Below are 13,207 nucleotides of genomic sequence, written 5' to 3'. Positions count from 1 at the left end.
TTTCACATCCCGCGTCCGGGTCGGCGTAGCGCGCCCCGCCAGACGCAGCAGTTCGACCACCGCGGCGCGGAGCTTGCCCCGGTGTTCACGGCGCTGGGCATCGATCCGGATCGGGTGGTCCGGGTCAGCCGGCGCGTCTCGCGGCGGCTCGTGCTGATGGTCGAACTCGCCGACGGAAGCGCCCAGCTCCTGAAATGGCCGGACACTGACACCGAGCACGACCACGACTACGAGTACGTGATGCTGAGCCTGATCGACCGGCTCGATCTGCCGGCCAGGACCCGGGCCGCGCTGCCGCGCCTGCTCGCCGCCGACCCCCGGAGCGGGACCATCGCCCTGGACGTGATGCGGGACTGCGTACGCCTGAGCGACGTGATCAGGGACACCCACGTGGTGGACACCGCGTACCTGGTCCATCTGGCCGCGGCGATGGCGGGGCTGCACCGCACGCCGATCGGGGAGGCGTACGCCGAGTACCCCGACTGGCTGCTGCGTCCGCCGGTGCCGAAGTCGACGATCCCCACGCCGCACGAGTTCGCCCATGGCTGCGGCATCGACTTCGACGCGTACCTGCGCACGATGCAGGAGCTCGGGCAGGACTTCCTGGAGATTCACGCCGGCTGGCGGCCGGACAGCCTGATCCACTTCGACCTGCGTGACGACAACGTCCTGCTGGCCCGGGACCCGGGGGCGTCCGCGCCCGTCCGCGTCATCGACTGGGAGGCCGCCGGATTCGGCGACCCGTGCTTCGACCTCGGCACCGTGGTGGGCCAGTTCCTCGCCGCTGCTCTGCGCCGCCACGGTGACCCGGACGGACCCCGCGCGGCGCGGCACAACATCCGCGCCTTCCTGCGCGCCTACCGGCGGCTCGCCGAGCAGGAGCACGCGCACGAGGAGCGGATCTTCCGGTACGCGGGCATCCTCCTGCTGGTCCAGGCGGTGAGCCGGTTGCAGCTCCTGGGCGCCCTCGGCCGGATCGGCTACCTCTGCCTGCTGTACGGCAAGCAGCTCATCCGAAATCCCGCCCCGGAGGCCATCCTGCGATGACGGACGAGCCGGACAACCCCTATCTCCGCCTTTTTCGTGAGATCGCGGAGGAAGTGGTGATCAAGGACGCCTTCACCTTCACCCACCCGCGGTTCGGAATCTTGGAGCCGCCACGCGACATGGCCGCAGGGGACGGTCATCCGGTGGTCACCTACCTGGCGAAGCTCATCTATCTGTCGTACTACGCGGGGGACGACGCGGCCGCGCGGATCCTCATGGACGGCGGCAAGGCCGTCGCCACCATCCCCGACTACGAGGACTACGCCTTCAGCGAGCAGTTGCACGGCCACAACGCCGGACGCGGGCATTTCACCCCCGGCTGGCGGATCACCGGGTACGACGAGCAGGGCTTCCTGGTGCACGCGGACGGCATCACGCTTCGCGCCACCCCGCAGGAGCTGGTCGCGACCGGACCGGACGGCGAGCTGACGGTGGGCGCGCCGGTGTCGGTGCGGTTCCCGCCGAGCATGCGGTACGCCCTGCTCGGCTGGTACCTGGCCATCGGCGATCAGGGTGTCGCCGAACGCGAGGACGGGCTGGTCCGCGTCTACTTCAGCCTGGACGGGCACTCCGGCGCCCCCGTCCTGATGAAGGCGGTCACCTCGACGCTCAACACGCTGGAGATCCCTTTCCAGTTCAAGATGGCCAACCACCCGGCCGCCTACGCCCGGCGCGACGCCGGAGTGCTCTTCCTGAGCTCGGAGGCGTGGTCGCGGCACCGGACGACCCTGCTGGAGATGTGCGCGCAGGCGCGCGCCGTCCTGCGCGACGACTATCCGAGGCTGGCGCTGCCGCTGGCGTTCGGGGTCTCCTTCGCCGTCGAGCCCCAGGTGCCCGGACGCCTGCTGAGCTTCGGCGAACACCGCTGCCTGCTCGTCGCCGAGGCGCTGGTCGAGGCGCACGAGCGGGGGGTGGGTGACGCGGCCGGCCGGCTGGCCGCCATCCGCGACCGCTACGAGCGCGAGGGGCTGAGTGTGGAGACGCCGTACGCCGAGCCGGTGCCGGTGTCGGTGTCGGTGCCGGTGCCGTGAGCGGGATGACCGACGCGGCCGGCCGGACGGCCGGTCGCGCGGAAAGCGGGACAACCGACGCCGTCGGCCGGACGGCCGGGCCCGCGGAAAGCGGCACCGGCCGCACGGCCGTCGGAGGTCTCGTGCGCAGCGGCACCGGCCGCACGCCCCCGGCCGTCGGAGGTCTCGTGCGGAGCATGGACGGGCCGTTCGTGCTCCGGGTCTGCGTGCGCACCCCGTCCGGTTACCGCTGGGCGGAACAGGACAAGCAGCGCAACCCGCGCTACCTGGACGCGCGCGGGCTCGGCGCGCTGCGCGCCGTGCTGCCCCAGGACGCCGCCGTGCTCGCCGCCGTCCCCACGCTCTCCGCCTCCGGCCTGGCCACGTGGCCCACGTTGCCCACCCCCGCGCTGCTCTGCGACCGGGCGTACGGCGCCGGGCGCGGCGACCTCGAACGCGTCTGCCGGGCACTGGGCGGCTTTCTCGCCCTGCTGCACGCCGCGCCGCCGGCCGACCTGCCGCGCCGGTCCGCCCCGGCCTGGCTGCCCGAGGGATCGCAGGCGGCCAGGGAGGTCGAGGCCGTACGGCGTCGGCTGAAGGGCGGACGGCTCGCCCGCGCCGCGGCGGGCGTCACCCCGTTCAGCGGTGACCCCGTGGTCGTGCACGGCCGGTTCTCGACAGGCGTGTGCGCCGACACCGACCGGCCGGCGGTGCTCGGCTGGCGGGAGGCGGGGCTCGGCGACCCCCTGCGTGATCTGGCCTTCTTCCTGGCCGAGCTGGTCGAAGCGGCCGCGCTCGTCGAGCTGGCGGACGATCCGGCGGCGGTGGCGTTCCTCGACGGGTACGGCGCGGTGCCCGATGCCGATCGGCTGGTGGGTCTCGTCGCCGATCGGTTGCTGGAGCACTGCGCCCAGAGCACGCTGTGGCGGCCCGCGGGTCAGGCCGCCGGGGGTGGCCCGGACGGTGGGCTGGACGTGGCGCTGCCGCGGCTGGAGGCGTACTGGCGGCGGTTCGCGACGGCGGTGACGGCGTGACCCGGCCTTCGACCGAGCCCGAGCCCCAGGCCGACCCTGAGCCCCAGCCCCAGCCCCAGCGCCAGCCCCAACCCGAGCCCGAGCCCGAGCCCCAGGCCGACCCTGAGCCCCAGCCCCAGCCCCAGCGCCAGCCCCAACCCGAGCCCGAGGCCGAGCCCGAGGCCGACGCTGAGCCCCAGCCCCGACCGGAGCCAGAGGCAGACGCCGAGGCTGGGAGCCGCCTCGACCTGAGCGGGGTGCGGCTGCTGGTCTGCGTGTCCGGCTCGGTCGCGGCGCTGGCGGTGCCGCACATCCTGCTCTGGCTGACGGGCCGGCTCGGGCTGGGACGGATCAGGGTGTTGCTGACGCCGATGGCGCTGCGGCTGGTCACCAAGGACTCGTTCCGGCGGGTCGTCGGCTGCGAGGTGATGTGCGACTGGGACGACCTCCCCCTGGAGGATCGCTCCCACGTGTCCGTCGCCCGGTGGGCGCAGGTGGCCCTGGTGCTGCCGGCCACCGCCGACCTGGTCGGCAAGCTCGCCCACGGCATCGCGGACGACCTCGTCAGCTCCACGCTCATGGCCGTGTCGTGCCCCACCGTCGTCGTGCCCTCCACCAGCGAGACGACCTGGAACAAACCGGTCATGCGGCGCAACATCGCGCAACTCAGAGCCGACGGCCTCGAAGTGGTGGAGCCGCGGACGGGCCACTCGCTCGCCACCGACGCGGACGAGAAGGGGTCGATGGGCGACTACCTGCCGCCGCTGATCGCCGCTCTGGCCGCCGCCGCAAGCAGTGAGAACAGGAGGAAGCTTTGACCCTGACGCCCGACGTGACGCTGCGTCGTGTCCCCGAACTGCTCGTCGAGGTGGAGAGCTCCCATCGGGTGCGGGTCCACCACGACCGGCGGATCTGGGAGTTCGGCCCGCACGCGCTGTCTCTCCTCGACGTGTTCTACGAGCCCGTGACCGTCGCCGAGGCCCTCCGGCGGCTTCGGCCGCGGCTCAAGGGCAGGCGCGCCGTCGACGAGCTGCTCACGACGCTCACCACCATGGCCGGGGCCGGACTGCTCACCCCCGACCCGGCCGAGGGCCACTCGGAGCTGATGTTCCCCATCGGCGGGTACGGACAGACGTACCTGGACATCACGATGCTCGACGACCCGGTCCGCAAGACACAGTTCCTCAAGGCCATCGACGAGGTGGTCGGCCCGGACGACGTGGTCCTCGACCTCGGCACCGGCTGCGGCGTCCTGGCCGTCGCGGCGGCCCGCGCCGGCGCCAGGCACGTGTACGCGGTCGAGCCCGCGCGCACCGGCGACATCGCCGCCCGCGTGGTCGAGCGCAACGGCTTCGCCGACCGGGTCACGATCGTGCGCGGCTGGTCCACCACCACCGAACTGCCCGAGAAGGCGACCGTCCTGACCACCGACATCATCGGCAACGACGGCCTGGACATGGTCATCTGGGAGAACCTCCAGGACGCGCGGCGGCGCCTGCTCACCGACGACGCCCGCCTGATCCCCGGCTCGCTGCGCGCCAAGATCTACCTCGCCCACATGCCGGACGGCTTCCGCTCCCGGCACCGGATCCTGCCCGCGCACATCGTGCGCTGGCAGCGCCGCTACGGCATCGACTTCTCGCCGATGCTGGAGGGCAACCTCTCCCGTTCCGCGGGCTTCTACGAACGCCCCGAGCACGTGCGGGAGTGGGAGCCGCTCTCGGAGCCCGTGCCCCTGTTCACGGTCGACCTGCACCAGGACGTACGGCACTTCGAGAACGAGGTGAGCGTGCCCGTCACCAGGGCGGGCCTGTTCAACACCGCGCTCGTCTACTTCGAGGCGCAACTCGGTCCCACCACCGTGCTCTCCACAGCTCCCTGGGACGGCGGCGAGAAGAGCCACTGGTACTGCGCCGGCTGGGCCTTCCCCGAGGAGCGCAAGGTCGCGCCCGGCGACCTGATCACGCTGAGCTACCGGTACGAGGGCGACGGCCGGGCGCGGGTCGAACTCGTCCAGCCAGAACTCGTCCCGACAGAGGGGGAATGATGAAGCTTCGTACCCACGTGCCCAAGGTCGACGGCCATGGCGTGCACCGGGAGATCACCGCCGAAGAGACCTGGTCGCGCGTGGAGCCGCATCTCCTGCGGGCGGGCGTCACCCGGGTCGCCGACATCACCTGGCTGGACCGGATCGGCATCCCCGTCTACAACGCGATCTCCCCGCGCTCCAACGACATCATCTCCGTCTACAACGGCAAGGGCATGACCCCGTTGCAGGCCAAGACCTCGGCCGTGATGGAGGCCATGGAGCGCTTCTCCGCGTGGCTGCCCCGCATGCCCGCCGTCATCGCCTCGTACCGGGAACTGCGCGCCGAGGGGCGGAGCGTGATGCACCCCGCCGAGTACCTGCTGGAACTGGCCCCGCACTACTCCGACGACCTGCCCTTCTCCTGGGCGGAGGGCCACGACCTGCTCTCCGGCGAACCGGTCCTGGTTCCCCAGGACGCGGCCGGCTACGTGGCCAAGTACCACGAGGCGCCCTGCTACCGCATCACCACCACCAATGGGCTCGCCTCCGGCAACAGCCTGGAGGAAGCGGTGTGCCACGCGCTGTGCGAGGTGATCGAGCGTGACGCCATCACCATCTCCGAGTTGCTGAGCACGAAGCTCGGCCGGGTGCTGGAGGGTGACGACCGCGCGGAGCACACGTCCGCGATCACCGGCTGGCTCAAGGAGCAGCACCCGCACGTGGACATCGACACGCTGCCGCCGCGAGCCAAGGAGCTGGTCGCCCGCGTCCGCGAGGCACGGCTGGAGATGCGGGTCGTCCAGCTGACCAACGACATCGGCGTGCCGACCTTCGCGGCGGCGACCACCGAGGCGCTGACGGCCGCTTCGGCGCACAACCACGCCGGCTTCGGCACCCACCCTGACGCCGAGGTCGCGATCGTGCGGGCGATCAGCGAGTGCGCCCAGGGACGCGCGGTGGACATCCAGGCCATGCGGGAGGACATCTCGCTGCCGGGCACGAAGGTGCCCAAGCACATGCTGCACGTACACCGGTCGGCGACCGTGGACGCGAACGGCTGGCTCTGGAAGCCGGCGAACAAGATCCTCGACGCCCGGGAGATCCCCTCCTTCCGGCACGGGGACGTGATGGACGACGTGCGCTTCATGCTCGACCGCCTCCGGGCGATCGGGATGACCCGGGCCATCGTGGTCGATCTGTCCCCGCCGCAGATCCCGGTCTCCGTGGTCCGGCTGCTGGTGCCCGGGCTGGAGTCCTGGGGCGTCGATCACAGCAGGCTCGGCCGCCGGGCCGCCACCGCGTGGAACCGTTCCGTCCGTACGGCCGCCGAGCTCGACCGCCGCCTGTCCCTCGCCGAGGCGGGCTGACCGCCATGACCCCCACGACCCCCACGACCCCCACGACCGCCATGACCCCTATGACCGCAGAAAGGAATGCCATGCGCGCAGCGGTCTTTCTCGGGCCGAGCCTGAGCCCGGCCCTCGCGTCGAAGGAGCTCGACGCGGAGTACCTGCCGCCGATCCAGCGCGGCGACATCGACGCCCTGCTGAGCCGGCCTGAGCCGCCCGAGGTGATCGGCATCGTGGACGGCCGGTTCCTGTCGTCGCTGTCGATCTCGCCGAAGGAGGTTCTCTCCGCCGTCGACCAGGGCGTACGCGTCTATGGATCGTCCAGCATGGGCGCTCTGCGCGCCGTGGAGTGCGCTCCCTGGGGCATGATCGGCGTCGGCAGGATCTACGAGGCGTACGCGTCCGGGGCCGTGGACGCGGACGACGAGGTGGCGATCGTCTACGACGAGGAGACCGGGACGGCCGTGTCCGATCCCATGATCAATCTTCGGTTCGCCGTCGAAGCGGCGGTGGAACGCGGGCTGGTCACGGCCGGGACGGGAGCGGTCTTCGTCGACGCGGCCAAGCAGCTGTACTTCCCCGACCGCACCGCGCGCAACGTGTTGCGGGTCGTCGAGCCCGCTCTGCCCGCCGGCGAGCACGAGGCGCTCACCCGGTTCTTCGCCACCGAGGCGCCCGACACCAAGGCCGACGACGCCCGGCTGCTGCTCGGCGCGATCAGGGAGTACCTGGGATGAGCGACCGTCCCGCGACGCGGCACGACCGGCTCGCCCGCTTTCGTGCCGACGGATTCCTCTTCCCCGTCGACCTGCTGGAGCGTGAGGAGGCGCGGGAGTACGCCACCGCGCTGCGGACCTATCGCGAGATCACCCGGCGGGCCGGCGGGCTGCTGCGGCAGCGCTGGAACTATCCCAAGATCCACCTGCTCACGCGATGGGCCGACGCGCTGGTGCACCACGAGGCGGCGGTGGATCTCGCCGAGAGCCTGATCGGCCCCGATCTCCTGGTGTGGTCCACCAACATCTTTGAGCGGCCCGAGCACAGCCCTGCCCGCCTGGCCTGGCACCAGGACGCCCCGTACTACGGATGGGAGGGCTTCGAGGGCCGCGCGATCCGGGTCTGGATCGCTCTCACCCCCACGAGCAGGGCGAACGGCACGATGGTGTACTGCCGCGGATCGCACGCGGGCGGGCTGGTGCCGCACGGCTTCACCGGCTCCTCCGTGAACGATCTCCTCCAGGGCGAGCGGGCCGACTACGAGATCGCGCGGGAGGACGTGCTCAGCGTGGACCTCGAACCCGGGCAGTGCGCCGTGCACACCCCCGCGACCGTCCACAGCTCGGGACCCAGCACGGGCGAGACGGAGCGGCTCTGCTTCGCCGTCGACTACATCGACCCCGCCGTGCGGCCCGTCCATGGCGCCGACAGCGCCCTGCTGGTGCGTGGCGAGGACCGTCACGGGTACTACCTTCCCGAGCAGCGCCCTGCCGCGGACTTCGCCCCTGAGGCGCTGCGCGGCTTTCGCGCCGCGGTGAGGATGCGGGACGCCCGGCTGGTCGCGGTCATGCGCGAAGCTCACGCCGGGCGGGCCGGGTGACCGGCTGGCAGGTCGTGGTCAAGGGCGGCTTCCGCACTACCGGGACAGGGCTCGCGCCTCCGTGGGCGGCGCGCGACCTGATGAGGCTGCCACCCGCGACGGATCCCGTCGAGCGGTGGTTCCCCGCCGTCATCGACCAGGGGGAACGCCCGTTGTGCACCTCCGCGGTGGTCACCGCCATGGCCTCCTACTACGCCAGACGGGCCGAGGGACGGGAGTTCGAGCCTTCGGTGCTCTTCAACTACCGCCTCTCCCGTGGGCTCGGCGGGGATCCCGACCGCGACGGCTCGCACATCCTCTTCAGCCTCGCCGCCTGGGCGCGCTACGGCTTGGCTGACGAGGCGAGCTGGCCGTTGGACCCGAGCCGGGTCAACGAGGACCCGCCCGAGGAGGCGTACCCGCCGAGCGCGCCGCGGCTGCAGTTCCGGCGGCTCGCCGCTGACGCGGGGGACGCCGGCGCGGGTGGCGCGGGTCGGCGGGAAAGGCTCATCACACTGCTGAAGGAGCCGCTCGCGGTGGGCGTTCCCGTCGTCTTCGAGGTCACGCTGCATCTCTCGACGACCAGGTCGTTCGCCGACGGGATCTTTCCGGTCCCGCGCGCCGGGGAGGCGCTCCTCGGTGCGCACGTGGTGCTGCTCGTCGGCTATGACGACGACCGGCCATGCGGGCCCGGGCTCACCGGCGCGTTCCGGGTGCGCAACAGCTGGGGGCGGGGGTGGGGCGACGACGGCTACGGGTGGCTGCCGTACGCGTTCGTCCGTCAAAGGCCGGTCCGCGACAGCTGGCTGGCGATCGAGCCGGGCTGGACGGCCGCGCCTCCCGGCGTATCGGCCGATGATCGGGTACCGGCGTCGAGCGGGTCGGTTCCCCTGTCGCCGGCGGGTCACAACCGGTCAGCGCACCGTGAGAGAGTCCCGCTTCGGCCAGATGACGCTCCGCGCGCCGGCGTCGTCGCGGTCCAGGACGGCGCGGTGCAGCCGGTTCAGCTCCTCGCTCGGCTCCACCCCCAGCTCCTTGGCCAGGATGTCACGCAGCTCACGGTAGGTGCGCAGGGCCTTCTCGACGTCCCCGGAGCGGTGGAAGGCGTAGATCAGCTGCGCCCAGGCGCCCTCCCGGTAGGGGTGGTCGGCCAGTAGGGCCCTCAGCTCGAGAATGACGAGCCGGTGCTCCCCACGCTGCAGCCGGACCGCGATCAGGTCCTCGTGCGTGATCAACCGCAGGTCGTTGAACGCGTCGAGCTGGGCGAGCAGCCGGCCGGATCCGGCGATGTCGCAACCGCCGGCCGGGCCGTGCCAGAGCTCCAGGGCCATCTTCAGCAGGTGGATGGCTGACTCGGGGTTGTCGTCGCGCCACATGGTCTGCGCGCGGGCGATCAGCCGGAGGAAGACGTCGGCGTCCAGCTCCATCTCCCCGACGCGCAGGAGGTACGCGCCGCCTCCGCCCTGTTCGCCGCTCCCTTTCCGCGACTCCAGCCGGATCCGCGACGGGTCTGCCGCGTTGAGGCAACGACGCAGGCGGGAAGCGTACGTGCGCAGGTTGGAACGGTATCCGGCCGGCGGCTCGTCCCAGAGCAGCCCGGCCAGCGTGGTGTGGGCCACGAACCTGTTGGGCCGCAGCAGCAGGGCGGCCAGCAGACCGCGTACCCGATGCTCGGAAAGCTGTTCTTCTGCCGTCTTCCGCGCGGCTTCCCCCTGGGTCAGCACGCCGACGGGGCCCAGGATCGTGAAGATCACGGTGTGACCCACGCGGGCGTCGCGGGCCGGCGCGGAGATCCGATCGATGAAGCCTTCGTCGTCAGGAGACACCTCTGTCTTTGTCGGCATTCCCGTTGCTCCGGCCGGGATCGCGACGGATGCGCGATGCGCCCCCACACCGGTGTTCCTGCGAGAATATGGTCGCCCACCCGGGCGCACTATCCGAAGAACGTCCGTGCGCGTTCGCTTGCCGGACACCTTGTGGTGCCGAGGGGTGTGGCGGCTGGGGGACAATAGGTCACAGAACTGCCACTCCGTAACCAAATATTGCTGTACGTGTGCTTAGGTGTTCCCCTGACAAGTCGTGTGCGGAGTGGGGTTGAAGGGTGTCAAGGTACGACTGGCGTCACTCGGTGTTCGCACCGGTGGTGGGCCTGCTGGTGTCCGCCGTCCTGATGGTGGCGGGAGCGGTCGAAGCGCTGCTGGAGTTCGTGGGCGCCACCACGGCCCCGGCGGCGGCGGAGCTCGTGGTCACACTCGTCATCGCGGTGTTCCTGATCACGGTGCTCAGGATCGCGAGGGCCGTACCGGACATCCGGCGGGAGGATGAGGCGACCGAGCGGGCCAGGACCAACATCGGGTCGGTGAAGCCGAACGAGGACACGCTGGTGGCCCGGCGGCTCAAGCTCTTCAAGGAGGCGGCCGAGGCCGGGAACGACTGCGAGTCCGTGCTGAGCGCCCGCTCGGCGCTGGACGAGAGCGAGATGACCAACAAGCATCATCTCGATCACGCGCTCATCTGGGCCCTGCCGGTGTTCGGGTTCATCGGCACCGCGCTGACCATGGCCGCGATGGTGAGCTCGTTCTCCAACGCTCTCGACAGCCGCGGCGACCCCGGCGTGCTGATCACCGCGCTCAAGCAGCACGTGCTGCCCGAGCTGGCGTCGGCGTTCGGCGTCACCATGATCGCGCTGTTCCTGAGCGTGCTCGCGTTCGGGTCGATGGCTCTGGTCGAGCGGGCCGAGCGGGCCGCGGTGATGGAGGCCGACGAGGTCTTCCTGATCTACATCGCGCGCCTGCCCGCCAAGCAGACCGGTCCCGCGCTGCAGGGGCTGACGCGCGAGCTGTCCCACATCCAGGGGCTCGCCCGCGAGATGGGCAACATGCAGGGGCTCACCCAGGAGCTGGCGCTGTCCAGGGGCGGCACCGAGGAACTGATCAAGGGCATGGACGCGCTGCGTACGGCGGTCGAGCGGCTGAGCGCCGCCGAGACCCGGCCGCAGAAGTACACGCTGGTGAGGGAACCGTGAGGAGGCGGCCGCCCAGGGCGTTCGCGCCGCCGCTCGACCTGCGCTTCATCGATCTGTTCATGGCCATCGTGCTCGCGCTGTCGTTCGTGGCGATCATGCTCACCGTGGTGGCCCGCATGCTGCCCACGGAGAACGCCACGCCGCCCGCCCGCGATCAGAAGACCGTGGCGCAGCTCGAACGGGAGCTCGACGCCGCCGTCCAGGCCCAGCGTCAGGCCGAGACCGAGCTGCGCACCACGCGCGAGCAGATCGCCGAGCAGAACGCCTTCGCCCTGCCGTGGTGGCTGATCGGGTTCTGCGCCCTGCTCGGCGTGCTGACCGTGTTCATGAACTGGCGGGTCCGGCTGTGGAACAACGGCAACCTGCCCCGGCTGCGCAGCTGGCTGCTGGTCACCCTGGTGGTGGCGGTGGTCACGGTGGTGATCAGGTCGCTGAGCGACGGCCAGGGGTATCTGCTGCTCGCCGAGATCCCCTGGTGGGCGGCCGACATCCTGTGTCTCGGGCTGATGCTGGTCGCGCACGTGCTGATCTCCGACATCCGGGACCGGCACGCCGTGCTGGGCGCCATCAGGAAGCGGACGACACGCGAGCCGGTGCCCGAGCGTCGCTGAGGTGCGTACTCGGCGGGGGACCGGCGGGGAGCCGGCGGTGCTCAGTGGGCGCAGCCGGCGTACTCGTCGAGGCGGCGCAGCATCGCCACCAGCATGAGCGGGAACATCACCACGTGCGAGACGGTCATGAGGACGCCGCCGTCGATGATCCCCAGCCACAGCATGGGGAAGAGCGGCACGATCGGCGCGAACATGATCCCGCACATCTCCAGCGTCGGCGCCCAGCCGTGCCCGCGCCACCGCATCCACGCGGCCATGCCCACGGACATGTCGAACGCCATCGCGAGGTACCAGAGCTCCGGCTGCTCGACGTGGGAGACGCCGAGGCCGACGGCGGACCTGAGCATGCCGAGCGCGAACATCCCGACGAACATCGCGATGATCATCTCGACGTAGTGGAGGGCGAATCTGCCCCAGCGGCGGCCTGACTTGGGGGTGGTCGTCGTCGTCATGCTCCGACTGTGGCCGGAGCACGCCGGGGAGGCCAAGGAAGGAGGCTGAGGAGGTCCGGAAACTTGGGATCCACGTCCTTCGGACCTACAGTCGGGGTCATGGAGCCGAGACGGGTCGTGGTGGTGGCGTACGAGGCGGCGGAGTTACTGGAGGTCGCCTCCGTCAGCACGACGCTGGAGAGCGCCAACTGGCACGGCGCCCAGCCCTACTACGAATACCGCGTGGCGACCCCCGGCGGCCACCCCGTCACCACCGCGACGGCGCTGACCCTGCACGCCCAGCTCGCCCTCGAACGCGTCACAGGGCCGCTCGACACGCTCGTGGTGGCGGGCGGGATCGGCCACGAGGACGCCGCCGCCAACCCGCTGATCGTCGGTCACGTGCGCCGGCTGGCCCGCGAGAGCCGGCGTGTGGCCTCCGTCTGCACGGGTTCGTTCGTCCTGGCCGCGGCCGGCCTGCTCGACGGGCGGCGCACCACCACCCACTGGGACCAGGCGCAGCGGATGGCCGCCAGCTACCCCGACGTGATCGTCGACCCCGACCCGATCTTCATCAGGGACGGCAACGTCGCCACCTCGGCCGGCATCACCGCCGCGCTCGATCTCACCCTGGCCTTCATCGAGGAGGACAACGGCACCGAACTGGCCAGGACCGTCGCCCGCAACCTGGTCACCTACCTGCAGCGGCCCGGCAACCAGGCGCAGATGAGCATGTTCGTCGACGCGCCGTCCCCGGCCAACAGCCTGGTCAAGCGGACCATCGACTACATCTCCGCGCACCTGCGCGACGACCTCACCACCCCCGCGCTGGCGGCCGAGGCGGGCGTCAGCGAGCGGCACCTGACCCGGCTGTTCCTCAAGCACCTCGGGCTGACGCCGGGCCGCTACGTCAGGCAGGCCCGTACCGAGGCCGCCGCCCATCTGCTGGCCTCCACATCGCTGCCGATGGCGGCGGTGGCGGTGCGCTGCGGGTTCGGCACGGCGGAGACGCTGCGGCAGGCGTTCATCGACCGGTACGGCATCCCGCCCTCCCGCTACCGCCTGGCCCAGGCACCCGCAGTCGGATGATTCCGGCTCATCACCTCGAATCTGGCT

The 13,207-nt window shown here is 71.3% G+C and carries 13 protein-coding genes and 1 pseudogene; 12 read left to right on the top strand and 2 right to left on the bottom strand.

From position 1 onward, the window contains the following. Positions 1 to 81: 81 nt before the first annotated feature. The 9 genes and pseudogenes from AB0C27_RS22900 to AB0C27_RS22860 all read left to right on the top strand — a co-directional run. Positions 82 to 1,047 carry a phosphotransferase gene (locus AB0C27_RS22900; protein ID WP_357847032.1) on the top strand — a complete coding sequence of 322 codons (966 nt, stop codon included), beginning with the start codon at positions 82 to 84 and terminating at the stop codon, positions 1,045 to 1,047. After that, entirely contained in the window at positions 1,044 to 2,078 is a 1,035-nt protein-coding gene (locus AB0C27_RS22895; RefSeq protein WP_357847030.1) for a T3SS effector HopA1 family protein, read from the top strand. Before AB0C27_RS22900 ends, AB0C27_RS22895 begins: the two co-directional genes overlap by 4 nt. A gap of 5 nt (positions 2,079 to 2,083) precedes the next feature. Further along, positions 2,084 to 3,091: a phosphotransferase gene (locus AB0C27_RS22890; RefSeq protein ID WP_357847873.1), complete on the top strand. Its 1,008-nt coding sequence runs from the start codon at positions 2,084 to 2,086 to the stop codon at positions 3,089 to 3,091. Further along, entirely contained in the window at positions 3,088 to 3,888 is an 801-nt protein-coding gene (locus AB0C27_RS22885) for a flavoprotein (RefSeq protein WP_357847028.1), read from the top strand. The genes AB0C27_RS22890 and AB0C27_RS22885 overlap by 4 nt, the downstream gene beginning before the upstream one ends. Then, complete coding sequence (locus tag AB0C27_RS22880) at positions 3,885 to 5,117, top strand: 50S ribosomal protein L11 methyltransferase (RefSeq protein WP_357847026.1); 1,233 nt, start codon at positions 3,885 to 3,887, stop codon at positions 5,115 to 5,117. Before AB0C27_RS22885 ends, AB0C27_RS22880 begins: the two co-directional genes overlap by 4 nt. Beyond that, positions 5,117 to 6,466, top strand: coding sequence for a YcaO-like family protein (locus AB0C27_RS22875; RefSeq protein ID WP_357847024.1), 1,350 nt, complete (start codon positions 5,117 to 5,119; stop codon positions 6,464 to 6,466). The genes AB0C27_RS22880 and AB0C27_RS22875 overlap by 1 nt, the downstream gene beginning before the upstream one ends. Positions 6,467 to 6,537: 71 nt before the next feature. Further along, positions 6,538 to 7,185 (top strand): TfuA-like protein, encoded by a 648-nt coding sequence (locus tag AB0C27_RS22870; RefSeq protein ID WP_357847022.1) that lies wholly within the window; start codon positions 6,538 to 6,540, stop codon positions 7,183 to 7,185. Beyond that, positions 7,182 to 8,045, top strand: coding sequence for a phytanoyl-CoA dioxygenase family protein (locus AB0C27_RS22865; protein WP_357847020.1), 864 nt, complete (start codon positions 7,182 to 7,184; stop codon positions 8,043 to 8,045). Before AB0C27_RS22870 ends, AB0C27_RS22865 begins: the two co-directional genes overlap by 4 nt. Positions 8,046 to 8,125: 80 nt before the next feature. After that, a pseudogene (locus tag AB0C27_RS22860) lies at positions 8,126 to 8,773 on the top strand (C1 family peptidase); the annotation flags it as partial. Between the two features lie 165 nt (positions 8,774 to 8,938). On the opposite strand, the gene AB0C27_RS22855 reads toward AB0C27_RS22860, so the two are convergent. Continuing rightward, the gene (locus AB0C27_RS22855) at positions 8,939 to 9,868 is read right to left on the bottom strand and encodes an AfsR/SARP family transcriptional regulator (RefSeq protein ID WP_357847018.1); all 930 of its coding nucleotides are present in this window, start codon (positions 9,866 to 9,868) and stop codon (positions 8,939 to 8,941) included. 284 nt (positions 9,869 to 10,152) lie between these two features. Between AB0C27_RS22855 and AB0C27_RS22850 the strand changes: the two genes are divergently transcribed. Together AB0C27_RS22850 and AB0C27_RS22845 are read left to right on the top strand one after the other, a co-directional pair. After that, positions 10,153 to 11,049 carry a hypothetical protein gene (locus AB0C27_RS22850; protein ID WP_357847015.1) on the top strand — a complete coding sequence of 299 codons (897 nt, stop codon included), beginning with the start codon at positions 10,153 to 10,155 and terminating at the stop codon, positions 11,047 to 11,049. After that, positions 11,046 to 11,660, top strand: coding sequence for a hypothetical protein (locus tag AB0C27_RS22845; protein WP_357847013.1), 615 nt, complete (start codon positions 11,046 to 11,048; stop codon positions 11,658 to 11,660). The genes AB0C27_RS22850 and AB0C27_RS22845 overlap by 4 nt, the downstream gene beginning before the upstream one ends. A gap of 41 nt (positions 11,661 to 11,701) precedes the next feature. Here the strand turns inward: AB0C27_RS22845 and AB0C27_RS22840 are convergent, their stop codons facing one another. Beyond that, a complete protein-coding gene (locus AB0C27_RS22840) occupies positions 11,702 to 12,112 on the bottom strand; it encodes a hypothetical protein (RefSeq protein ID WP_357847011.1) in 411 nt (136 codons plus the stop codon). A gap of 99 nt (positions 12,113 to 12,211) precedes the next feature. On the opposite strand from AB0C27_RS22840, the gene AB0C27_RS22835 reads away from it, so the two are divergent. Then, positions 12,212 to 13,180 carry a GlxA family transcriptional regulator gene (locus tag AB0C27_RS22835; RefSeq protein ID WP_357847009.1) on the top strand — a complete coding sequence of 323 codons (969 nt, stop codon included), beginning with the start codon at positions 12,212 to 12,214 and terminating at the stop codon, positions 13,178 to 13,180. Positions 13,181 to 13,207: the final 27 nt, after the last annotated feature.

Source organism: Nonomuraea sp. NPDC048882 (assembly GCF_040649755.1).
GTDB classification, from domain to species: Bacteria; Actinomycetota; Actinomycetes; order Streptosporangiales; family Streptosporangiaceae; genus Nonomuraea; species Nonomuraea maheshkhaliensis.
Note: the sequence above shows the minus strand (reverse complement) of the source record. Positions and strands in the feature narration are given on the sequence as shown.

Excerpts from the sequence above, each read along its gene's own strand:
- AB0C27_RS22840 (WP_357847011.1), bottom strand. The coding sequence starts at position 12,112 with ATGACGACGACGACCACCCCCAAGTCAGGCCGCCGCTGGGGCAGATTC.
- AB0C27_RS22835 (WP_357847009.1), top strand. The coding sequence starts at position 12,212 with ATGGAGCCGAGACGGGTCGTGGTGGTGGCGTACGAGGCGGCGGAGTTA.
- AB0C27_RS22875 (WP_357847024.1), top strand. The coding sequence starts at position 5,117 with ATGAAGCTTCGTACCCACGTGCCCAAGGTCGACGGCCATGGCGTGCAC.
- AB0C27_RS22870 (WP_357847022.1), top strand. The coding sequence starts at position 6,538 with ATGCGCGCAGCGGTCTTTCTCGGGCCGAGCCTGAGCCCGGCCCTCGCG.
- AB0C27_RS22855 (WP_357847018.1), bottom strand. The coding sequence starts at position 9,868 with ATGCCGACAAAGACAGAGGTGTCTCCTGACGACGAAGGCTTCATCGAT.
- AB0C27_RS22890 (WP_357847873.1), top strand. The coding sequence starts at position 2,084 with ATGACCGACGCGGCCGGCCGGACGGCCGGTCGCGCGGAAAGCGGGACA.
- AB0C27_RS22895 (WP_357847030.1), top strand. The coding sequence starts at position 1,044 with ATGACGGACGAGCCGGACAACCCCTATCTCCGCCTTTTTCGTGAGATC.
- AB0C27_RS22865 (WP_357847020.1), top strand. The coding sequence starts at position 7,182 with ATGAGCGACCGTCCCGCGACGCGGCACGACCGGCTCGCCCGCTTTCGT.